This window comes from Neisseria perflava (genome assembly GCF_019334725.1).
In the GTDB taxonomy this organism is placed as follows: Bacteria; Pseudomonadota; Gammaproteobacteria; order Burkholderiales; family Neisseriaceae; genus Neisseria; species Neisseria subflava_A.
In genome coordinates this window covers 799,454-821,465 of the sequence record NZ_CP079818.1, presented here as the reverse complement: position 1 = coordinate 821,465, position 22,012 = coordinate 799,454, and the positions used below count along the sequence as shown (strand labels likewise).

At 47.3% G+C, this 22,012-nt stretch carries 25 protein-coding genes and 1 tRNA gene; 11 read left to right on the top strand and 15 right to left on the bottom strand.

Annotated elements, in window-relative coordinates; translation table 11 throughout:
- Positions 1 to 41 precede the first annotated feature (41 nt).
- Genes sdhA through sdhC form a run of 3 tightly spaced genes read right to left on the bottom strand, consistent with a single transcriptional unit; the run spans position 42 to position 2,520 of the window.
- Positions 42 to 1,805, bottom strand: coding sequence for a succinate dehydrogenase flavoprotein subunit (gene sdhA, locus LPB400_RS03980; protein WP_070461322.1), 1,764 nt, complete (start codon positions 1,803 to 1,805; stop codon positions 42 to 44).
- Between the two features lie 2 nt (positions 1,806 to 1,807).
- Entirely contained in the window at positions 1,808 to 2,149 is a 342-nt protein-coding gene (sdhD, locus tag LPB400_RS03975; protein ID WP_004519264.1) for a succinate dehydrogenase, hydrophobic membrane anchor protein, read from the bottom strand.
- Positions 2,143 to 2,520, bottom strand: coding sequence for a succinate dehydrogenase, cytochrome b556 subunit (sdhC, locus tag LPB400_RS03970; RefSeq protein WP_004519263.1), 378 nt, complete (start codon positions 2,518 to 2,520; stop codon positions 2,143 to 2,145). The genes sdhD and sdhC overlap by 7 nt, the downstream gene beginning before the upstream one ends.
- Before the next feature lie 464 nt (positions 2,521 to 2,984).
- Between sdhC and LPB400_RS03965 the strand changes: the two genes are divergently transcribed.
- Positions 2,985 to 3,368, top strand: coding sequence for a YkvA family protein (locus LPB400_RS03965; RefSeq protein WP_039861948.1), 384 nt, complete (start codon positions 2,985 to 2,987; stop codon positions 3,366 to 3,368).
- Between the two features lie 84 nt (positions 3,369 to 3,452).
- Here LPB400_RS03965 and LPB400_RS03960 read toward each other — a convergent pair whose 3' ends face one another.
- From LPB400_RS03960 to dapF, 4 genes are all read right to left on the bottom strand, one after another.
- The gene (locus LPB400_RS03960) at positions 3,453 to 3,953 is read right to left on the bottom strand and encodes a membrane lipoprotein lipid attachment site-containing protein (protein WP_371444493.1); all 501 of its coding nucleotides are present in this window, start codon (positions 3,951 to 3,953) and stop codon (positions 3,453 to 3,455) included.
- A 154-nt stretch (positions 3,954 to 4,107) separates the two neighbouring features.
- Positions 4,108 to 5,040, bottom strand: a complete 933-nt coding sequence (gene cysK, locus LPB400_RS03955; RefSeq protein WP_100066632.1) for a cysteine synthase A — start codon at positions 5,038 to 5,040, stop codon at positions 4,108 to 4,110.
- A gap of 106 nt (positions 5,041 to 5,146) precedes the next feature.
- Positions 5,147 to 5,749, bottom strand: a complete 603-nt coding sequence (locus LPB400_RS03950) for a hypothetical protein (protein WP_070461321.1) — start codon at positions 5,747 to 5,749, stop codon at positions 5,147 to 5,149.
- Positions 5,746 to 6,597, bottom strand: a complete 852-nt coding sequence (gene dapF, locus LPB400_RS03945; RefSeq protein WP_004519258.1) for a diaminopimelate epimerase — start codon at positions 6,595 to 6,597, stop codon at positions 5,746 to 5,748. Before dapF ends, LPB400_RS03950 begins: the two co-directional genes overlap by 4 nt.
- A 180-nt stretch (positions 6,598 to 6,777) precedes the next feature.
- Here dapF and LPB400_RS03940 point away from each other — a divergent pair, with 180 nt between their 5' ends.
- Both LPB400_RS03940 and LPB400_RS03935 read left to right on the top strand, forming a co-directional pair.
- Entirely contained in the window at positions 6,778 to 7,269 is a 492-nt protein-coding gene (locus tag LPB400_RS03940; RefSeq protein ID WP_003678851.1) for a hypothetical protein, read from the top strand.
- Positions 7,270 to 7,408: 139 nt separating this feature from the next.
- Positions 7,409 to 7,484 (top strand) — tRNA-Asn (locus LPB400_RS03935).
- A 149-nt stretch (positions 7,485 to 7,633) separates the two neighbouring features.
- Here the strand turns inward: LPB400_RS03935 and LPB400_RS03930 are convergent.
- Both LPB400_RS03930 and dnaX read right to left on the bottom strand, forming a co-directional pair.
- Entirely contained in the window at positions 7,634 to 7,969 is a 336-nt protein-coding gene (locus tag LPB400_RS03930; RefSeq protein WP_003678854.1) for a YbaB/EbfC family nucleoid-associated protein, read from the bottom strand.
- A 90-nt stretch (positions 7,970 to 8,059) separates the two neighbouring features.
- Positions 8,060 to 10,051, bottom strand: coding sequence for a DNA polymerase III subunit gamma/tau (gene dnaX / locus LPB400_RS03925; protein ID WP_107792444.1), 1,992 nt, complete (start codon positions 10,049 to 10,051; stop codon positions 8,060 to 8,062).
- Positions 10,052 to 10,249: 198 nt separating this feature from the next.
- Here dnaX and LPB400_RS03920 point away from each other — a divergent pair, with 198 nt between their 5' ends.
- Entirely contained in the window at positions 10,250 to 10,963 is a 714-nt protein-coding gene (locus LPB400_RS03920; protein WP_070461503.1) for an aldose epimerase, read from the top strand.
- Positions 10,964 to 11,023: 60 nt separating this feature from the next.
- On the opposite strand, the gene mltB is transcribed toward LPB400_RS03920, so the two are convergent.
- From mltB to rpsF, 5 genes are all read right to left on the bottom strand, one after another.
- Positions 11,024 to 12,103, bottom strand: coding sequence for a lytic murein transglycosylase B (gene mltB / locus LPB400_RS03915; RefSeq protein WP_070461317.1), 1,080 nt, complete (start codon positions 12,101 to 12,103; stop codon positions 11,024 to 11,026).
- 207 nt (positions 12,104 to 12,310) lie between these two features.
- The gene (rplI, locus tag LPB400_RS03910) at positions 12,311 to 12,763 is read right to left on the bottom strand and encodes a 50S ribosomal protein L9 (RefSeq protein WP_003678862.1); all 453 of its coding nucleotides are present in this window, start codon (positions 12,761 to 12,763) and stop codon (positions 12,311 to 12,313) included.
- A gap of 16 nt (positions 12,764 to 12,779) precedes the next feature.
- Positions 12,780 to 13,010 carry a 30S ribosomal protein S18 gene (rpsR, locus tag LPB400_RS03905; protein ID WP_003678863.1) on the bottom strand — a complete coding sequence of 77 codons (231 nt, stop codon included), beginning with the start codon at positions 13,008 to 13,010 and terminating at the stop codon, positions 12,780 to 12,782.
- A 6-nt stretch (positions 13,011 to 13,016) separates the two neighbouring features.
- Positions 13,017 to 13,319, bottom strand: a complete 303-nt coding sequence (gene priB / locus LPB400_RS03900; RefSeq protein ID WP_191620669.1) for a primosomal replication protein N — start codon at positions 13,317 to 13,319, stop codon at positions 13,017 to 13,019.
- Positions 13,316 to 13,687 carry a 30S ribosomal protein S6 gene (gene rpsF, locus LPB400_RS03895; RefSeq protein WP_003686150.1) on the bottom strand — a complete coding sequence of 124 codons (372 nt, stop codon included), beginning with the start codon at positions 13,685 to 13,687 and terminating at the stop codon, positions 13,316 to 13,318. The genes priB and rpsF overlap by 4 nt, the downstream gene beginning before the upstream one ends.
- Positions 13,688 to 13,932: 245 nt before the next feature.
- Here rpsF and hscA point away from each other — a divergent pair, with 245 nt between their 5' ends.
- From hscA to fdx, 4 genes are all read left to right on the top strand, one after another.
- Positions 13,933 to 15,792 carry a Fe-S protein assembly chaperone HscA gene (hscA, locus tag LPB400_RS03890; RefSeq protein WP_070461315.1) on the top strand — a complete coding sequence of 620 codons (1,860 nt, stop codon included), beginning with the start codon at positions 13,933 to 13,935 and terminating at the stop codon, positions 15,790 to 15,792.
- A gap of 82 nt (positions 15,793 to 15,874) precedes the next feature.
- A complete protein-coding gene (locus LPB400_RS03885) occupies positions 15,875 to 16,504 on the top strand; it encodes a GIY-YIG nuclease family protein (RefSeq protein WP_107768907.1) in 630 nt (209 codons plus the stop codon).
- The gene (locus tag LPB400_RS03880) at positions 16,501 to 16,863 is read left to right on the top strand and encodes a TIGR02328 family protein (protein ID WP_070461313.1); all 363 of its coding nucleotides are present in this window, start codon (positions 16,501 to 16,503) and stop codon (positions 16,861 to 16,863) included. The genes LPB400_RS03885 and LPB400_RS03880 overlap by 4 nt, the downstream gene beginning before the upstream one ends.
- A 92-nt stretch (positions 16,864 to 16,955) precedes the next feature.
- Entirely contained in the window at positions 16,956 to 17,297 is a 342-nt protein-coding gene (gene fdx, locus LPB400_RS03875; RefSeq protein WP_003686005.1) for an ISC system 2Fe-2S type ferredoxin, read from the top strand.
- A 75-nt stretch (positions 17,298 to 17,372) separates the two neighbouring features.
- Here the strand turns inward: fdx and LPB400_RS03870 are convergent, their stop codons facing one another.
- A complete protein-coding gene (locus tag LPB400_RS03870) occupies positions 17,373 to 17,993 on the bottom strand; it encodes a hypothetical protein (RefSeq protein WP_070461312.1) in 621 nt (206 codons plus the stop codon).
- Between the two features lie 315 nt (positions 17,994 to 18,308).
- Between LPB400_RS03870 and iscX the strand changes: the two genes are divergently transcribed.
- The 3 genes from iscX (at position 18,309) to metE (ending at position 21,925) form a co-directional block, all read left to right on the top strand.
- The gene (gene iscX / locus LPB400_RS03865) at positions 18,309 to 18,506 is read left to right on the top strand and encodes a Fe-S cluster assembly protein IscX (RefSeq protein ID WP_070461311.1); all 198 of its coding nucleotides are present in this window, start codon (positions 18,309 to 18,311) and stop codon (positions 18,504 to 18,506) included.
- A gap of 171 nt (positions 18,507 to 18,677) precedes the next feature.
- Positions 18,678 to 19,559 carry a methylenetetrahydrofolate reductase gene (gene metF, locus LPB400_RS03860; protein ID WP_049323818.1) on the top strand — a complete coding sequence of 294 codons (882 nt, stop codon included), beginning with the start codon at positions 18,678 to 18,680 and terminating at the stop codon, positions 19,557 to 19,559.
- 89 nt (positions 19,560 to 19,648) lie between these two features.
- Complete coding sequence (metE, locus tag LPB400_RS03855) at positions 19,649 to 21,925, top strand: 5-methyltetrahydropteroyltriglutamate--homocysteine S-methyltransferase (RefSeq protein ID WP_219089468.1); 2,277 nt, start codon at positions 19,649 to 19,651, stop codon at positions 21,923 to 21,925.
- Positions 21,926 to 22,012: the final 87 nt, after the last annotated feature.

Here is a 22,012-nt window from a genome sequence, read left to right as displayed (position 1 = left end):
GTTTCAGACGGCCTTTAAGATAAAGGCCGTCTGAAAACTCATCAATAAACGCGTTTGGCCGGTTTGATGTATTCCACGCTCAAAGGCTTGGTATGTACCGGTTTGTAAGACAAAGTATTGGTATCTGAATGATACAGGGTATGTTTCATCCAGTTTTCGTCATCGCGCTCAGGATGGTCGTCTGAAGCGTGTGCGCCACGCGATTCTTTACGCGCTTCGGCGGACACCAAAGTCGCTTTCGCTACTTCAATCAAATTATCCAATTCCAAAGCTTCGATACGCGCGGTATTCCACACTTTGCTCTTGTCTTTGATTTCAGTACGTTTCACGCGCTCGGCAATCTCCATGATTTCTCGAACGCCTTTGCTCAGAATCTCATCGGTACGGAACACACCGGCGTGCAGTTGTACGGAGCGTTGCAGTTCGCGACGCAATGCATCAACGTTTTCGCCGCCAGTTTGATTATCCAAACGCTCGATACGTTGGCGGGTCAATTCACCGGCATTAGCAGGCAGAGGTTTCCAGTCGCTTTGCTCTTTGATGAATTTAATCATGCTGTCGCCGGCAGCTTTACCGAATACCACCAAGTCCAACAGGGAGTTGGTACCCAAGCGGTTCGCACCGTGTACGGAAGCACATGCGCACTCACCTGCCGCATACAGACCTTTTACAGGCACTTCATAATCTTCACCTTGCGGAACAACAACTTCGCCATGGTAGTTAGTCGGAATACCGCCCATCATATAGTGGGTAGTCGGCACAACAGGAATCGGGTCTTTAATCGGGTCAATACCGGCAAACTGAATGGAAATCTCGCGGATGCCCGGCAGTTTTTCCATAATTTTTTCTGCACCGATATGGTCGATTTTCAGCAATACATGGTCTTTGTTTTTACCACAGCCGCGACCTTCGTAAATTTCCATCGCCATCGCACGGGAAACCACGTCACGGGAAGCCAAGTCTTTTACGGTTGGTGCGTAACGTTCCATAAAGCGTTCGCCGTCGGCATTCAACAGAATACCGCCCTCACCACGCACACCCTCAGTAATCAATACACCGGCACCGGCTACACCAGTCGGGTGGAATTGCCAGAATTCCATGTCTTCCAACGGAATACCTGCACGGGCACAAATACCCAAACCGTCACCGGTATTCATATAAGCATTGGTAGAAGAAGCATAAATACGACCGCCACCACCGGTAGCAAACATCACAGCTTTAGCGTGGAAAATATAAACTTCGCCGGTTTCCATTTCCATGGCGGTTACACCGACTACGTCGCCGTTTTCATCACGAATCAAATCTTGCGCTGTCCATTCCACAAAGAATTGTGTATTGGCACGGACGTTTTGTTGGTACAAAGTATGCAACATCGCATGACCGGTACGGTCAGCAACAGCACATGCACGTTCTACCGCGCGTTTACCGTGTTCTGCAGTATGACCACCGAAAGGACGTTGGTAGATTTTGCCACTTTCCACACGGTCAAAAGGCATACCCATGTGTTCCAACTCAATTACAGCTTCAGGCGCTGCGCGACACATAAACTCAATCGCATCTTGGTCGCCCAACCAGTCGGAACCTTTTACGGTATCGTACATATGCCAATCCCAACGGTCTTCCTGCACATTACCCAATGAAGCAGAAATACCACCTTGAGCCGCTACAGTATGAGAACGGGTTGGGAAGACTTTAGACAAAACAGCACAATTCAGGCCGGATTTAGACAATTGGAGGGCTGCGCGTAAACCTGCACCACCACCGCCAACAATCACGGCATCAAACTTGCGAACAGGAAAACCCATATTTACCCCCAAATTACTTTAACTGAATACACCAAGCAGCCTACCAACCAAACGATGGTGGCAACTTGTAAAAACAAACGCACGCCGAAAGGCTTAATGTAGTCCATCCACAAATCACGGATACCTACCCATGCATGCAGGAATACGGCCAAGAAGCTCACTTGGGTAAACACCTTCACCCAAGTTTGATCAAAAAATGCCTGCCATGCCGAATATTCTTTAGGCAACGTAAACAAAACAACCAAAAGAACCACGGTGTACACCAGCATGATGACCGCAGTTGCACGTTGCATTGCCCAATCGCGCAAACCGTAATGCGCACCTGTCAATTTACGTTCTACCATAACAAAGCTCCCAAAACGACGGTCAGAATCAAAGCAGAAGCAAATACAACTTTAGCAGTAGTACGGGCAGTATTTAATTCCAGGCCTTTATGCACATCCAAAAACAGAAAGCGGATACCGGCAAAAAAGTGGTGCAGATATGCCCACAACAGACCGATAAGGATCAGCTTCACAAACGGATTGGAAATAGCAGAACGATATGCTTCAAACGACGCTTCGCGATCCAGCGTTCCAGAGAAGAAATACAAGAGAACAGGCAGCATCACAAATAAGCCGACGCCGCTGATACGGTGAAGAATAGATACAATCCCCGGTATGGGCAATCGGATATTCGGAATTTCCAAAAATACCGGGCGTGATTTGGCGGACATGGTCAGTTCCTCTAGATTTATTATCAGCTCAAAACCTATAGCTCAGCACTACAATAAGCTACATAAACCATAATTTACCTGTTTTATCTCATTTTGAACAGTGCAATTTATGAATGCTCTAATGATTTTTACCAAAAGACTAATAAAATCAAACAATCATTCTTAGATTTTTTTTTTTGCGTGGCTAGCCTTTTTTGTTACTTTCCTGCAATTAAGCCATCTCCCCATCAAAGCACTTACAATAACATCATTATGATTTGAGAATCGTATCTATTGCGAGATAAATTCTCACTCTTGATACCTAATCTTTACAAAGGCATAAGCCATTTTTAACTTATTACTATTGCATTATTACTACTACTCTTACATAGTTATACATTCAAAGACATTTCATCTATCCCTAGATGGACTAAAATACAGCACAACACCAACAATGTTTCCATACCTTATAAGGAAGCTGCATCATGACACACTCCCCTCATCAAAACACACCCGATCCGGAAGACTACATCCCCTCCTTCCGCCGTCGAAACTTGGACACATCCGGTTTTATGAAAAAACTCGGACGCTTTGCCGGCCGCCTGGGCAAACCTGTCGTCCGACAGCTTTATGTACTTTATTACCTTTGGGAATCCGAACACACGCCCAAACGGGCTAAAATGATTATTGTCGGCGCACTGGTTTATTTCCTCAGCCCTATCGACAGCATTCCCGACCTTCTGATTCCATTTGGCTTCAGCGATGACATTGCCGTCATTGCGCTGGTTTATTCTCAGATGAAAAACTATCTGACCGAAGATATTCAAGAAAAAGCCCGTCAAGCGGCTGACAAGTTGTTTGGTTCTTAATTGGATACAATTCGACTACACATATATAAATACAAAAAGAAGGCCGTCTGAATATTCAGACGGCCTTCTCAGTTTATGACTTTTTTATTTCAAAGGCTGCATACCCATAACTTCCATCAGGAAATTGGTAAACGCAGGATTGCTTGGCTTGGTATCCATGTTTTTCCAACGCTGTTGCCAACCGCGCAAAGCACCTTGGATGTACTGTTTGGATTGCTCGGTAGTAATTTCACCACGTTGGCTGTCAACGGCAGAACGCAGATAAACTTCGTACATACTGTCATCGACAGAGTTGCGTCCCACTTGTTGGATACGGAAGCGGTTCAAATATTGTGCAGCCTGAACTTTGGTCAGACTACCTTGGCTCACTTGGGTACTCAAGCGACGTGCTTCATCATGAATCTTGGAAACATCTGCCCAATGCGAAGGAGCCAAATGATAACCGGTAGCTGAAACTTGTGAATCAGCCTTAGGCTTTTTGACGTTGGTTGGTCGAACTGGCACTTCTTTCAAAGTCGGAACATAAATCGATTCACAACCGGCAAGTGCCGCTACAGCAAGGATAGGAAGAATGTATTTTTTCATAATGCGCATTATAAGCATGATTCGTTGAAGAAACCAACTTTTGAATAACGGTATTCAAAACAGATTAACTGAATTACAACAGATTTCATACGATATCTCAAGCCCATACGCAAAAAAGGCCGTCTGAAAACGGCCTTTTAACAACAATCCTATATTATGCCAAATCGGCAAACAGAGGCGTAGAAAGATAGCGTTCGCCATACGATGGCAACAAGACAACAATCAGCTTGCCTTCGTTTTCAGGTTTTTTGGCCAGTTGCAATGCGCTCCATACCGCGGCACCTGAAGAAATACCTACCAAAATGCCTTCTTTTTCAGCCATAGCGCGTGCAGTTTCAAACGCTGCTTCGTTAGGTACTTTGACAATGCTGTCGTAAACAGTCGTATTCAAAACGCTGGGGATAAAGCCTGCGCCCAAACCTTGAATCGGATGTGGGCCTTTTTCGCCACCACTCAATACCGGAGAAGCTTCAGGCTCGACAGCCACGATTTGAACTTCGGGTTTGTATTTTTTCAACACTTCGCCCACGCCGGTAATCGTGCCGCCAGTACCCACACCGGCCACGAAAATATCTACTTTACCGTCTGTATCGCGCCAAATCTCTTCGGCAGTGGTTTTGCGGTGAACTTCAGGATTGGCCTCGTTATCAAATTGGCGCGGCATGAAATAAGTGCCCGGATGTTCGTCCACTAAAGATTGGGCTTTGGCAATAGCGCCTGCCATGCCTTCGGCAGCAGGAGTCAAAATCAATTCTGCACCAAACGCACGCAGCAGCATTTTGCGTTCTTTACTCATGCTTTCAGGCATGGTGATGGCCAATTTATAACCGCGGGCCGCGCACACCATGGCCAAACCGATACCGGTATTGCCACTGGTTGCCTCGACGATAACGGTATCTTTATTGATTTTACCGGCTTGCTCGGCCGCTTCAATCATGGCTTCGGCAATACGGTCTTTCACGCTGCTGCCTGGATTAAAGAATTCAAGTTTAACGGCGATTTGCGCTTTTAAACCTTCGGTCAGGCGGTTCAGTTTCACCAGAGGTGTGTTGCCGATCAGCTCGGTAATATTATTTGCAATTTTCATTTCCTGCTCCTGATTTAGATGTAATACAGCCTGCATATTAAACTCAGGCCGTCTAAAAAACCAATATCGAAAATTTCTTTCTTTATAACTTTTGGTTCAAGCGCGGTCAATATCCACTGCGCTCAAAAATCAATGTAACGGCAACCACAGCCTGCATCACGACGGCAACCATCCAGCCTGCCCACATCTGCCGCATACTGAAAAGAGAGGCAGACTGCTTGCAAACAACCACACGGTGCAGATAAAACACCAGCATCAACACGCCCTGCAAGACAAACCAATAAATGGGTTTCAAAGCATAAATTTTCAGTAAGGCCACCCATGCAAAAACCGAGCCTGCCAGCGGCAAGATGAAATAAACCACGCCTGCCAAGAAAACAAAAGCCAAAGTCATGACGACATTGGAAACTGCAAATAAGGTCAAACCGGCATATTCGCCTGCCGACCAAAACTTTTTGTCTTCCGTTTTACTGCAGTCATCGATAAAGAAGAAAATACTGGCGATTGTCAGATAAAAATGAGGGATGAACAAAGGGCCTGTATGCGTAAAGCCCCACATTCCAGGCAACAAGCGTGCGCCCAGTGCCGAAATCCCCAGCCACAACAACACCGTAGCCCAAAGCCATTGAAACCGCTGTGCGCGAAAAATAAATGCCAACGATACCGCAGCATACGCGACGGCAAACCAAAAATCCAAAGAAACCATCATGAATACTGCAACTCGCCTTCAAAAACGGTTTCAGCAGGGCCGGTCATTTGCACATCGCCGCCTTCTTCCCAACTGATAAACAGTTCGCCCCCAGGCAGAGTAACACGCACAGGCGCACCCGCTTTCAGCAAGCCATTGCGCACGCCTGCCACCACGGCCGCACACGCTCCAGTGCCGCAAGCCTGAGTTTCCCCCACCCCGCGTTCAAACACGCGCAGGCGGACTGACAACTCATCTTCAACCTGCAAAAAGCCGACATTGACCCGTTCAGGAAACTGCTCGTGCGATTCAATAGCGCCGCCCCAATGCTCCACCGGTGCGGTTTCAACATTATCAACCAAAATTACCGCATGCGGATTACCCATATTCACACAGCTTACCGGTACAGATTCCAAACCGACCAAGACAATATGCGTCAGCGCATCTTCATTTTCACCATGTGCAGGCACAAACGGAATTTCAGACGGCATGAAACGCGGTTTACCCATATTGACGGTAACCAAACCGTTATCCAACAGCTTCGGCACAATAATCCCTTTGGTCGTTTCAACCAAAATTTCCGTTTTATCCGTCAACCCCTTATCCGCGACAAAACGCGCAAAACAACGCGCGCCATTGCCGCACTGCTCTACTTCCCGACCATCAGCATTGAAAATGCGGTACCGAAAATCGACCGCATCAGAAGAAGGCTTCTCCACTACCAAAAACTGATCAAAACCCACGCCGCGATAGCGGTCTGCCCATTGGGCAAGCGGCGCAGCCAACGGATCAAAGTCCTGATTGATGGCATTGACCACCATAAAATCATTGCCCAAACCGTGCATCTTCGTAAATTTTAAAGTTTTCATTATTCATTCACATTCTTATTAAATCATTATTTCGGCACATTCTACACCAGAATGATATATTCGTTTCTATCTTGTTTTTCAGACGGCCTTGCGCCCTTTTACCAATACTAACACCAGCCCCCCCGCAAAAATACTATACTTCCCACATTACAAACATTTCTTATTACAAGGATACACATTATGAAAAAAGTTCTCTTACCTGCCCTTTTGGCCGCTTCACTCAGCGCATGTACAGTCGGCACGCCCGGCGTTTCCGTCGGTTTAGGCGTCGGCACCAGCATCGGCCGCCACGTCGGCCTGGGTACATCCATCAACATTCCTGTCGGCTTGGATAAAACCAAAACCACCAAAGGCACGGATTCAGACGGCATCCGTATCTCAGAAGAACAAATTGTGACCTATTTTGATGCACACGGCACACCCAGCAACAGCGCAGTCAAAGGCGGTTTCCATCGCCAACTGATCAGCAAACGCAACAACGAATATGTCGTGCAAGACTTTTACAGCGACAACAGCCAAAAACGCACGGACCCCTACGTCCTCAGCCGCAACCAACTGATGCAGTTCCGTGCCACGCCAAGTAACGGCTCGTTAACCACTTACGCTTACAACGGCACGGTGATGCAGCAACAAGTATTCCAAAACGGCAAATTGGTTAACGCCAAATACTAAAGGCCGTCTGAAACGGCTGGGGAGTATGTGAAACTTGATTACAAAATATTTTTAACATTCAAACATTTGAAATATTTTGCACCATTTTCTTGAAAATATGGATTGACACATTTTTTCCAGCCATTATAATACGCCCCATTCCCCGATAGCTCAGTCGGTAGAGCGACGGACTGTTAATCCGCAGGTCCCTGGTTCGAGCCCAGGTCGGGGAGCCAAATTTCAAAAGCCTGAACTGCTGTTCAGGCTTTTTTACATCAATAAGGAACGCTTGTTCTTTCCCAAAGAAAGCCCATGAGTCCTCATAATAAAAAAGGCCGTCTGAAACCCAAATCTGGCTTCAGACGGCCTTTTATTTATTTTTAAATCAACGGAAGAAATCGCCCATACCGGCAGGCAGGCCTTGGGTGAATGCACCCATGGTTTTGTTGGTGGTTTCTTCGGCTTTTTCAGAAGCGGCATTAATGGCGGCCAATACCAAATCTTCCAGCATTTCTTTGTCGTCAGCGGCTTCTTGAATCAAATCAGGGCTGATTTCAAGTTTGCGGACAACATGCGAACACGTCATCACAACTTTCACCAAACCATTGCCTGCTTCACCTTCAACTTCGGTTTCAGCCAGCTTGGCTTGTGCCTTTTTCATGTTTTCCTGCATTTGTTGAGCCTGTTTCATCAGGCCGCCTAATCCGGCTTTTCCGAACATGTTTTACTCCTATGGGTTTGAATAAATGGGTTTCACTCATGCCGTCTGAAAAACGCTATTGCCTTTCAGACGGCCTTGTATATCAGTATTTTAAGAATGTCCTGCCAACTCTAAAGAATCCGGCAGCCATTGCGCTTCAAAGGTTTGCAAGATTTTCTGCGCCGTTGTATCCGCTTCCAGCAAATCTTGCGCCTGCTGCCGCCCTTCTTCTTGAATACGTTTGCGGCGCATCACCGGCGTTTCCCAGCCTTTATCATCCTGCCAAGGCTCAGTTTGCAGCCTTAAATTGCCAAGATGGTAAGCCTCGCTCAACGTCTGGCAGATTTTGTCCAAGCGCTCTTTATTGGCAGTAGCTTTGGCCTCATCCGTCAACGACAGCATGATTAAACCTGCTTCCGCATCATAACTCGTCCATGCCGCATTTTGCGCTAACATCTGCGCCGCGCCTAATTTACGGGCAAAGCGTTCGATAATGCTGTGCCAATTCTCAGTTTTAAACTCAGGCAAAGGAGCGAACTGAAGCTCTTCTTCATCTCCCTCCTCTTCTTCAGACACAACCGGCTGTGGTACTTCCATCACATCAGCATGATGCGAATCTTCATATGTATATGCTTCATCAAAATACGGAGGCGGAATTTCCTCATCCATGTGCGGATATTCTTCCAGCTCAGGGGCCGTCTGAACTTTTGCAACAGGCAATGGCTCCGCAGCTTCTTGCTTCTGCGCCGCTTGAATTTGAGGCGGCTCAGCCGATACTTGGCTCGGCATGTCTTCCCAAGGCGGTACATCCGTCTGTTGTTGAGCAGACTGAATAGTTTCTTCAGACGGCCTTTCAACGATATCCTGTTTGGTCGGAACAGCCTCTTTCTCAACCACCGGTGCTGCTATCGGTTCAGATTTCGGCAGCTGAAAAGGCTTTTTTTCGGCCTCAGCTTTCTGATGGTCGGAATGCAAATCCGTGTGTTCAATCTGACTTTGCGTATCGCAACCCGAAGCAGCCAACGGCGCAAATGCAAGTATGCGCAAAAGCGTCATGACAAAACCGGCATACTCGTCCGGAGCCAGCGGCAAATCCTGTTTACCATGAATAGCACATTGATAATAAAGCTGAACCTGCTCGCCACTCAAAGCCTGACTTAATCGCAGCAAAGTTTCACGCTCAGGGTCGTCATTTGCCAAGGCAGAAGGAATGGTTTGAATCAAAGCCAAACGTTGCAACAACATAGCCAATTCTGCCAAGGCGCTGTCAAAACCAATCGCTCTGGCGGACATTTCCTGAGCCTTTTCCAGCAAGGCCTCACCGTTTTGATTGATGATTCCTTCAAGCAATTCAAACAAATATTGTTTATCGACCGCTCCGATCATCTGGCGGACATCTTGTTCGGCAACTTTACCCGAACCCATGGCAATCGCCTGATCCAAAAGGCTCAACGCATCGCGCATCGAACCGGCGGCGGCACGTCCCAAAAGCTGCAAAGCCTGCGGCTGATAAGGAACGTTTTCACGGTCCAAGACATGTGCCAAATGCTCGGCAACCTGTTGGGTTGTCATGTTGCGCAAAACAAACTGCAAACAGCGGCTCAATACGGTAATGGGGACTTTATGCGGATCGGTGGTCGCCAAAATGAATTTAACGTGTTCAGGCGGTTCTTCCAAAGTCTTCAGCATGGCATTGAACGCGCTTTTGGAAAGCATATGCACTTCGTCGATGATATAGACTTTGTATTTACCCGCAGTCGGTGCGTATTGCGCATTTTCCAATACTTCGCGGATATTATCGATGCCGGTATTCGATGCCGCGTCGATTTCCAATAAGTCCACATAACGGCCGCTGTCGATTTGCGTACAGCTTTCACACTGACCGCACGGCTCGCCATGCACGGCATTTTCGCAGTTCAAGCTCTTGGCCAAAATCCTGGCAATCGTGGTCTTGCCCACACCGCGCGTCCCTGTCAGCAGATAGGCATGGTGCAGACGGCCTTCGTCCAGCGCGTTGCGCAGGGCTTTGACGACGTGTTCCTGACCGACCAAATCGGCAAAGGTTTTCGGACGCCATTTTCGTGCAAGAACTTGATAAGCCATGTTGTTTCTCTACGGGAAATAAATCGGAAGGCCGTCTGAAAAGAATTATCCGCTCTTCAGACGGCCTCAGAAAATGGCATATATTCTAGCATTTTTTTGATTTTTATTAAGGATTTTCTATCAAGCTGGCAGCGACAGCATGTCATCGCAATGTTAGAATGCCACACAAATGATAAACAATTTGAAGCTAAAATCATTATGCCTGAAATCATACTACGCAACCAATCAGCCACTATGCAAGTCAATACAATGGGCGGATATATTGACTCCCTGATTCTAAAAGGACGGGAAGTCTTGTTTCCGAAAACCAGCGTCCACGTGGGCGATGATACAAAATTACGCGGCGGCATGCACGTCTGCTTACCCCAATTCGGACCGGACAGCAAAAATCATCTAGCTCAACATGGTTTCGGCAGAACTTCAGACTGGGAAATCCGCCATCAAAATGAATCGGATATCGGCTTGAAATTAATCAGCACAGAAAAAGGCTATGAACACGTCGAATGGTTGCTTGATTACAGTCTGCCTAACGAAAATGAAGCCATCGCCATCCTAACTGTCTGCAATTACGGCGAATCGCCCGTCCGCACGTCTCCGGGATTCCACCCCTACTTTACCGCCGCAGGTACACAATTTGATTTCAACGGCGCGCCATACGATGCCGACTATATCTCCCATACCGAATTTGTTTCCTCCGACCAGGATGCACACGTTGCATTTAACGGCTTGAAACTGGATATCCGCACCCACAATCTGCCTGTGTATGCCCTCTGGAGCGATAGAAACGGCCAATATACTTGTGCAGAACCAACCGCAGAAGGCAATGCGTTTTTATCCCCTGCAAAAGGCGGACAGTTTGTTTCAGGGCACAGCAAAAAACGTTACGCCATGAAAATCAAACTGATGGCTTAAAATGTTCTGTAAAAGCCCCAAATACTTAAAAACCACCCAAATGGGTGGTTTTCTTATGGCTTACAGGCCATTGTTATTGATTGCATTCGCAATATCGCGTACCGCTGTTACATACATGCGGCTGTGGTTGTATTGCCATACAGTGTAGAAGTTATTCAGGCCCAAATAGTATTCAAATACGCCCGGGCTGGTTTCCAAAGCATACAATACAGCCTTTTCATTATCCGCAACAGCAGCTTGAGGCACGACACCCAAAGCTTTGAAATCTGCGACAGTGCGCGTCAAGGCAGTTTTCTCATCGATAATCGCCTGCAAGTGCGGAGTAATCGTCAGACTTACCGGCACAACCATCTTACCGCCGGTCTGCCAGCCATGCTGTTTCATATAATTGGCGACAGAAGCCGCCACATCGCCGACATTATTCCAAATATCGCGATGACCATCACCATCATAGTCCACCGCCCATTTACGGTAGCTTGAAGGCATAAATTGCGGCATACCCATCGCACCGGCATAGCTGCCTTTGAAGTCAAAGATATTTTCTTTTTCTTCTTTTGCCATCTGCAAAAGTTCGCTCAACTCGTTTTGGAAGAACTCGGCACGGCGTGGATAATCAAAGGCCAATGTACTCAAGGCATCGGCAACGCGGAAGCTACCCGTATTTTTGCCGTAATTGGTTTCGATACCGAGAATCGCCACAATCAATTCGGCAGGTACGCCGTATTTGCGTGCCACATCATCGATTACGGCACGGTTTGCCGCATAGAATTGTCTGCCGCCGTTAAATTTGGCTGCACCAGAGTTACCGGTGCGGAATTCATACCAAGGACGCGAAGTGCTTGGGCGGTACATAATGGTAATAATGTTGCCTTTATACACCACGCCATTAAAGAAATTGCGCAACTCTTCCGCACTGAAACGGCGGTTTTTTACTTCATATTGGATAAACTGCTGAACATTGACGTTCTCATTAAAACCGCTGCTGGCAACAGATTCAGCCGCTGCATCAAATACAGGGCGTTTTGCAGAAGAAACAGGCTCAACAGGTTTCGCTGTATCGACAGCAGGCTTTTGCGGGGTACTACATGAAGCTAGAGCCAAAGCAGCCAGACCCATCCCAAAGATTTTGATTTTATTCATAAATAATCTCTTTATTAAATACTATGATAAATCCGAATACGAAAGAATATTCGTCCAACACATCATCTCTCTATGCCAACTGCCATCTTTTTAATCAGCCAAAAAATATAGAAACTCGGTACCTATTTGCTTCGACTCAAGCACATAGACAAGGCCGTCTGAAATCCAAGGAAACCCTTGATTTTCAGACGGCCTTGAATGAATCAATTACTCAGCGGCTGCAACAACAGCAACGGTAATTTTAGCAACAGCGTCAGTGTGCAGAGCCACTTCAACTTCGTATTCGCCAACAGCTTTCAATGGGCCGTTAGGCAGACGTACGTTTGCTTTAGCAGCTTGGATACCGGCAGCAACAATTGCTTCAGCGATGTCAGCATTGGTAACAGAGCCGAACAGACGACCATCAACACCGGCTTTTTGAGCAACAGTAATGGTTTGGCCTTCCAGTTTTTCTTGACGTGCTTTAGCATCAGCCAAGATTTCAGCTTGTTTGGCTTCCAATTCAGCGCGGCGTGCTTCGAATTCTTTCATGTTGGCTTCGGTTGCACGTTTTGCTTTACCGGCAGGGATCAGGAAGTTGCGTGCGTAACCGTTTTTAACGGTTACGATGTCACCCAAGTTACCCAGACCGCCGATTTTTTCTAACAGAATAATTTGCATGATTTAAACTCCAAAATTATTTGTGTTGATCGGTGTAAGGCAACAGAGCCAGGAAACGGGCACGTTTCACAGCAGTAGCCAACTGACGTTGGTAGTGTGCTTTAGTACCAGTAATGCGGGCAGGGATGATTTTGCCGTTTTCAGAGATGAAGTCTTTCAACAAATCAACTTGTTTGTAATCAACTTCTTGGATTTTTTCAGCCGTAAAGCGGCAGAATTTTCTACGTTTGAATGATTGACGAGCCATTGTCGTTTAACCTTTATATTCTTTAATGTTCTGTATGCGTAGTACCGGCTTGGGGAAGCGTTGGCTGCGTTGCGCCAAAAATCCTTCCGACTCGATGATAGCATCTTGCCGATACTGCCATTCCTCAGCCTGCTTACCTAAAATCCGCGCGGGAATTTCAAATTTGACCAGACATTTCTGTCCGTTTTCTTCCTGCCAAGATTCATGTTGTAACACAACATCTAAAACAGGAATTCCTGCCGGCGTGTATCTCAAAGGCTGAACCTGTAAGATACGGGCGGTAAGCTTAATCAGATTGTTCAATCTTATTCGGCTGCTGCAACTTCTTCAGCTGCACCGTTCAGCAAATTTTTTGCTTTTTCGCCGCCCAACATTGGAGAAGCTTCAGTTACAGCGTGTTTTGTTTTGATGGTCAGGTGACGCAGTACGGCATCATTGAAGCGGAAAGCAGTTTCCAGCTCTTCAACCACTTCAGGAGTAGTTTCGATATTCATCAAAACATAATGTGCTTTGTGGATTTTGTTGATTGGGTAAGCCAATTGACGACGGCCCCAGTCTTCCAAACGGTGGATTTTACCGCTGGCTTCAGTAATCATGGTTTTGTAACGCTCAACCATAGCAGGCACTTGCTCGCTTTGATCAGGATGAACGATAAACACGATCTCGTAATGACGCATGTTATCTCCTTATGGATGATTAAAAACAGCCTTTCACCATGCGAAGTAAAAGGCAAGGCAAAGAGGCTGAATTTTATCCGCATTTCTTAAAAAATACAAGTCCGGATTCAAAATCCACTTTCTTTTCAATTAAAAAACAACAATAGGCCTTATGGTTATTTCCTAGCAAACCACTCAACTATCTGCCAAAAATCTGCTAAAATCTGCCCCATCCTAATAAATACAGCATCAGAAGGCACACAATCATGGCTCTTTTGCAGATTTCAGAACCCGGCATGTCCGCCGCCCCCCATCAACACCGCCTCGCCGTAGGCATTGATTTAGGCACAACCAACAGCTTGGTTGCCACAGTCCGCAGCGGCAGCGCAGTCTGCCTGCCTGATTCAGACGGCCGCGCCACCCTGCCTTCGGTTGTCCGTTATTTGGATGGCGAAGTTGAAGTCGGCAAAAACGCCCTTTCTGCCCAAAAAACCGATCCGCTAAATACAGTCAGCTCCGCCAAACGCCTGATCGGCCGCACCCTTACCGACCTCGCACAAGAGGCGCAATACCTGCCCTATCGATTTACACCCAATGAGCGCGTGGTCGAGTTAAACACCCGTCAAGGTGCAAAAACGCCTATCGAAGTATCGGCTGAAATCCTCAAAGCCCTTAAATCGCGTGCCGAAGAAACATTAGGCGGCGATTTGGTCGGTGCCGTCATTACCGTACCTGCCTATTTCGACGATGCCCAACGTCAAGCCACCAAAGATGCCGCACGCTTGGCAGGCTTGAATGTATTGCGCCTCCTCAACGAGCCGACCGCCGCCGCAATCGCCTACGGACTGGACAACGCTTCAGAAGGCACGTTTGTCGTTTACGACCTGGGCGGTGGTACATTCGACGTATCAGTATTGCAACTGACCAAAGGATTGTTTGAAGTTAAAGCCACCGGCGGCAACAGCGCATTGGGCGGCGATGACTTCGACCATCGTTTGTTCTGCTACCTGCTCGAACAAAACGACCTTTCCAAACTCAACGAACAAGACAGCCAACTTCTGCTTTCCCTTGTCCGTACCGCCAAAGAAAAACTGACCACTCAAACCGAAGCCGTCATCGAAACCACACTTTCAGACGGCCATAAAGTTCATACCGTCATTACCCGCCAAGAGTTTCACAATCTGACCCAAAATCTGGTACAAAAAACCATCGAGCCCGTCAAACAGGCTTTGAAAGACGCAGGCGTAACCAAGGCAGATGTCAAAGGCGTGATTATGGTTGGCGGCTCTACCCGCATGTTGCACGTTCAACAAGCAGTTGCCACATTCTTTGGCCAAACCCCGCTGAACAACCTCAATCCTGACGAAGTGGTTGCACTCGGTGCCGCCATACAAGCAAACGTCCTTGCCGGCAACAAAACCGACGGCGAATGGCTACTGCTTGACGTTACACCTTTATCGCTTGGTCTGGAAACCTACGGCGGTCTTGCCGAGAAAATCATTCCTCGCAACTCTACCATTCCTACCGCGCGTGCGCAGGACTTTACCACTTTCAAAGACGGTCAAACTGCCATGACGATACACGTCGTTCAAGGCGAGCGCGAACTCGTTTCCGACTGCCGCAGCCTTGCCAAATTTACCCTGCGCGGTATTCCGCCCATGGCAGCAGGCGCAGCGCGTATCCGCGTGACCTTCCAAGTTGATGCCGACGGTTTGCTGTCCGTTTCCGCACAAGAACAAAGCACCGGCGTACAGGCGCAAATCGAAGTCAAACCTTCCTACGGCTTGGACGACGGCACCATTACCCAAATGCTCAAAGACAGCATGAGCAACGCTGCCGAAGACATGGCCGCACGCGCACGCGCCGAAGCCGTAGTCGAAGCCGAAAGCTTAACCGACGCTGTCAACGCAGCCCTTGAGTTAGACAGAGATTTGTTGGAAGCCGAAGAATTGCAACAGATTCAACAAGACATCGCCAACTTGCAAGGCCGTCTGAAAGACGGCAAAGCCGAAGACATCCGTGCCGCCGTCACCAAGCTCAGCCACAGCACCGACAACTTCGCCGCCAAACGCATGAACCGCAACATCCAACGCGCATTGACAGGACAAAGCGTTGATAATATTTGACGGCAAATGGTTTCAGGCGGCCTTTGATAAAAAGGCCGTCTGAAAAGATATCTTCATACAGAAATAAAAATAAAGGACAACAATGGAAAAAGCAGGCATTGTCTACCTGATGAAAACCGTCATCAAAGGCGTATATAAAATTGGTATTACTGACGAAAATAATTTTGAAACTAGAATGCGCCATTTGGAAAACAACGGCTACGCAAACGTTGCCGGGTTAGAACGCATTCTAGCCATTAAAACCGACAACTATAAAGAAAAAGAAACCTTACTTCATGAAATTTTCGGCAAAAGCCAAATAGGAGAAACTGAGCTTTTTGCAATTGATGAAAATCTTGCGAAAAGGCTTTTTCTCTCATTAAGAGGCGAAATTGTATTTCCTAAAAATGAAATAGCAGAGTTAGGTTTTGAAAAAACCGTCGAAGAACATCATCAAGAAAAAATCTTTGAAGTAAACAGAAGTGCATTTATCGACTTTATCAAGGAAAAGCACCAACAAAATCCTTCCATATTAAGAAATCTCATCTCTTCAGAAAATGCATATAAACCCAAAAATTCCAAAGTCCGTTTATATAAAGACGAATACTTTGGGACAAGTGGTTCAAAGCTAACTACTGAAATTGAAGAAGGTCTTCATATTTATACTACCTATTCAAAAGAAAATTTAGAGAAAGCTTACACAGAATATTTAAAATTATTTGAATCACAATGAGACTCTGGCACCAAACCCTTATCCCCCTACTCCCCCGTGCCCAGCTTTTGGGGCAACACCGCGAATGCGCCGCTTTACGCGGAGCGGGCTGGGGCAGGCCGCATGCGACGGTTAATTACGTTTTTACCCATTCGCCCTACAAACTCTATCTATATCACGCGTTGATTATGGATGAGATGGAAAAGCGCGGTTACAAACCGGATGCTTTATGGAAAGACCCGCTATATCGCGGCAAAGTCGCTGCCCCATACCATTCACACGCGGCTGAAACAGCTACTTCGCCGATTTATGCCGAACATGATGATGCTTATCTGGACGAGTGTTTGGAAAATTTAAGAAGTAAAGGCATCATGTTATAAACCCATTTTTCAGACGGCCTGAATATTGAATATCCAAGGCCGTCTGAAACCACTTTAACCACAACCACTCTTAAACAACCGAGACAATAAAAATGCCAAAAATTACCGTACTCCCACACGCGACATTATGCCCTGAAGGCGCGGTTATCGAAGACGCGCCGGAAGGCCAAACCGTCCTTGACGTACTGCTCGACCATGACATCGAAGTCGATCATGCCTGCGAAAAATCCTGCGCCTGCACCACCTGCCACGTGATTATCCGCAAAGGTTTTGACAGCCTGGAAGAACCGACCGAATTGGAAGAAGACCTGCTCGACCAAGCATGGGGTTTGGAAGCTGATTCACGCTTGAGCTGTCAGGCAGTCGTTGCCGATGAAGATTTGGTCGTAGAAATTCCTAAATATACAATCAACCACGCTCGCGAAGACCATTAAAACGAGGTTTAATGAAAAGGCCGTCTGAAACCACAAATTCATGGTTTTCAGACGGCCTTTTGGTTATGCAGCAAATTATTTGATATGAGGGAAAATAAAACGCATACGCGAAATCTGCATGGAGGCCACTTTCTGCGTAGCGGAGTAATTTTCAATTTTTTCTTGCATTCTGATTTGATGCATATTGCCGTTATAACGGGGAGCAGCATTCTGAGATTTATTTACTGTCGGCAGTTCAGCCTCTGCCTTTAACGCTTCCTCTGCCTCGATGGCTGAAAGCGCAGCCTCATCCCTTACCAAACCGAAACGCTCGATAATGGCATTGGCTTCATCTATATAATGAGATTTGTCCACGCCATTTTCCAACGCCGCATCTTCAAGCACGACCGACAAATGCTTGCCGCACTTTTCGATACGCTCTGCGATCCGCGAATAAACCATCCAACGTTTCAACCTCAACGCGCCTGCATCGTCATTGGGCGAAGCGGCATCCAGTTTAATTAAGCCATAGTGCTTGCCGTAATACAGACGGAACACCAGCTGCTTCAAACCTTCTGTTTCGTCCAGCATCCGATAAAGTTCGCGAACCAACAGCAGCAAACGGTCAAATGCGCCTGCTTTAGACAGATACTCCGGATCATCTGAAGCAAGCGCGTAAATTAGTTTGGATAGCTTGGCGTTGAGTGCGTTATTCATCTTTTTTTCCTTTTATTTTTAAGCGATGGATTTCGTATTAAGAGCCGTTCCAAATGATTTGGTTGCATTGAGATAATGTAAATTATTCATGCGCAAACCATCATTCAAAACGGAATAAAATATATAAAACGGCAAATTCAAAGCGAATGTGCCGTAGTTTTTAAGTGTCGTGCCGTATTTTAACGCAAATATGCTATTTTGTTAAAAAATACCCGCATTATTTATATCCGCATCTGCAGTAAAACATTCTGGCAGTCCGACTTCTTCTTGATTAAAATAATTACTATTAGCCCAAACCCAATAAAGGAACACATCATGAAATGGACAGATACCCAACGCATCGCCGAAGAACTCTACGACTTACACGGTGACAGCATCGACCCGAAAACCGTACGCTTTACCCAACTGCGTGATCTGATTATGGCTTTGCCTGGATTTGACGATGATCCGGCGCGTTGCGGCGAGCGCATTCTCGAAGCCGTGCAACAAGCATGGATAGATGAAGCAGAATAAGCTTTCTTCCCTTCCCTATCAAACAAGACCTCAGGCTATTTTTCAGACGGCCTGAGGTCTTTATTAAATCTATTCATACAATTTTGGAAAATTTCGAAATTGACTCATACTGACCTCAAATTTATTATGCAGTCTGACAACAAATAAAAGATATGCAGAAGGTGCATAACCATGAATCACGCTCGAGAAATCGCCGCTTTAAACAACAGCCTTTCTGATTTGAAAGGCGACATCAATGTTTCGTTCGAATTTTTCCCGCCGAAAAACGAACAAATGGAAACCATGCTATGGGATTCCATCCATCGCCTGCAAACCTTGCATCCGAAATTCGTTTCCGTAACTTACGGTGCAAACTCCGGCGAACGCGACCGCACACACAGTATCGTTAAACGCATCAAACAAGAAACCGGCCTTGACGCAGCCCCCCACCTGACCGGTATCGACGCCAGCCCTGACGAGTTGCGCCAAATCGCCAAAGATTATTGGGACAGCGGTATCCGCCGCATTGTCGCCCTGCGTGGCGACGAGCCGCCCGGCTACGAGAAAAAACCTTTCTATGCCGAAGATTTGGTCAAACTGTTGCGCTCCGTGGCCGACTTTGATATTTCCGTAGCGGCCTATCCAGAGGTTCACCCTGAAGCCAAATCCGCCCAAGCCGACTTGATCAATCTGAAACGTAAAATCGATGCGGGCGCAAACCACGTTATCACCCAATTCTTCTTTGACGTGGAAAGCTATCTGCGCTTCCGCGACCGTTGCGTGATGATGGGCATCGACGTTGAAATCGTTCCCGGCATCCTGCCTGTAACCAATTTCAAACAATTGACCAAAATGGCCCAAGTGACCAACGTCAAAATTCCAAGCTGGCTGTCTAAAATGTACGAAGGTTTGGATGACGACCAAGGCACACGCAACCTTGTTGCCGCCAGCATCGCCATCGACATGGTCAAAGTCCTCTCTCGCGAAGGTGTCAAAGACTTCCACTTCTACACCCTCAACCGCAGCGAACTGACTTACGCCATCTGCCATATTTTGGGTGTACGCCCCCGTTAATAAAACAGACGGCCTCACCATTCTGATTTACAATATCGAACATTCAGGCCATACCGGCCTGATTCAAAATTCCAACTAGGAGAGTTAACATGACAACATTACATTTTTCAGGCTTCCCGCGCGTCGGTGCCTTCCGCGAATTGAAATTCGCACAAGAAAAATACTGGCGCAAAGAAATCAGCGAGCAAGAATTGCTGGCTGTTGCTAAAGACTTGCGCGAGAAAAACTGGAAACACCAAGCTGCTGCCAACACCGATTACGTTGCCGTAGGCGATTTCACTTTCTACGACCACATCCTCGACCTGCAAGTTGCTACCGGTGCCATCCCTGCCCGCTTCGGCTTCGACAGCCAAAACCTGTCTTTGGAACAATTCTTCCAACTGGCGCGTGGTAACAAAGACCAATTCGCTATCGAAATGACCAAATGGTTCGACACCAACTACCACTACTTGGTGCCTGAATTCCACGCCGATACCGAATTCAAAGCCAACGCCAAACACTACGTTCAACAGCTGCAAGAAGCCCAAGCTTTGGGCCTGAAAGCCAAACCGACCGTTGTTGGTCCGTTGACTTTCCTGTGGGTGGGTAAAGAAAAAGGCGCCGTTGAATTCGACCGTCTGAGCCTGTTGCCTAAACTGTTGCCTGTTTACGTTGAAATCCTGACTGCTTTGGTTGAAGCCGGTGCCGAGTGGATTCAAATCGACGAGCCAGCTTTGACTGTTGACCTGCCTAAAGAATGGGTAGAAGCATACAAAGACGTTTACGCTACTTTGAGCAAAGTAAGCGCCAAAATCCTGTTGAGCACTTACTTCGGTTCTGTTGCCGAACACGCTGCTTTGCTGAAATCCCTGCCTGTTGACGGCCTGCACATCGACTTGGTACGCGCCCCTGAGCAACTGGACGCATTTGCCGACTACGACAAAGTTCTGTCTGCCGGCGTTATCGACGGCCGCAACATTTGGCGCGCCAACCTGAACAAAGTTTTGGAAACTGTTGAGCCTCTGCAAGCCAAACTGGGCGACCGTTTGTGGATCTCCAGCTCTTGCTCTCTGCTGCACACTCCATTTGACTTGTCAGTTGAAGAAAAACTGAAAGCCAACAAACCTGACCTGTACTCTTGGTTGGCATTCACCCTGCAAAAAACCCAAGAATTGCGCGTTCTGAAAGCCGCATTGAATGAAGGTCGTGATTCTGTTGCCGAAGAACTGGCTGCCAGCCAAGCTGCTGCCGACTCCCGTGCCAACAGCAGTGAAATCCACCGTGCAGACGTTGCCAAACGCTTGGCCGATTTGCCTGCCAATGCAGACCAACGCAAATCTCCATTTGCCGACCGTATCAAAGCGCAACAAGCATGGTTGAACCTGCCTCTGCTGCCGACTACCAACATCGGTTCTTTCCCACAAACTACCGAAATCCGCCAAGCACGCGCAGCCTTCAAAAAAGGCGAACTGTCTGCCGCCGATTACGAAGCCGCGATGAAAAAAGAAATCGCCTTGGTGGTTGAAGAGCAAGAAAAACTGGACTTGGACGTACTGGTACACGGCGAAGCCGAGCGTAACGACATGGTTGAATACTTCGGCGAACTGTTGAGCGGTTTTGCATTCACCCAATACGGCTGGGTACAAAGCTACGGCTCACGCTGCGTTAAACCACCTATCATCTTCGGTGACGTAAGCCGTCCTGAAGCCATGACTGTCGCTTGGTCTACTTACGCTCAAAGCCTGACCAAACGCCCGATGAAAGGTATGTTGACCGGCCCTGTAACCATTCTGCAATGGTCTTTCGTCCGCAACGATATTCCTCGCTCTACCGTATGCAAACAAATCGCACTGGCTCTGAACGACGAAGTATTGGATCTGGAAAAAGCTGGCATCAAAGTCATCCAAATTGACGAACCTGCCATCCGCGAAGGTCTGCCTTTGAAACGTGCCGATTGGGATGCCTACCTGAACTGGGCCGGCGAATCTTTCCGCCTGTCCTCTACCGGTTGCGAAGACAGCACCCAAATCCACACTCATATGTGCTACTCTGAGTTCAACGACATCTTACCTGCCATCGCCGCCATGGACGCTGACGTCATCACCATTGAAACTTCACGTTCCGATATGGAGCTCTTGACTGCATTCGGCGAGTTCAAATACCCGAACGACATCGGCCCGGGTGTTTACGACATCCACAGCCCACGCGTACCGACTGAAGCTGAAGTTGAGCACCTGTTGCGCAAAGCCATCGAGGTTGTACCGGTTGAACGTCTGTGGGTTAACCCAGACTGCGGCCTGAAAACCCGTGGCTGGAAAGAAACTCTGGAACAACTCCAAGTGATGATGAATGTAACCCACAAACTGCGTGCCGAACTGGCTAAATAATGTGAGTTAGATGAAAAGGCCGTCTGAAAATTTTCAGACGGCCTTTTTTTATTTATCGATATTTAGACCATAAAGATTACAGCTTCA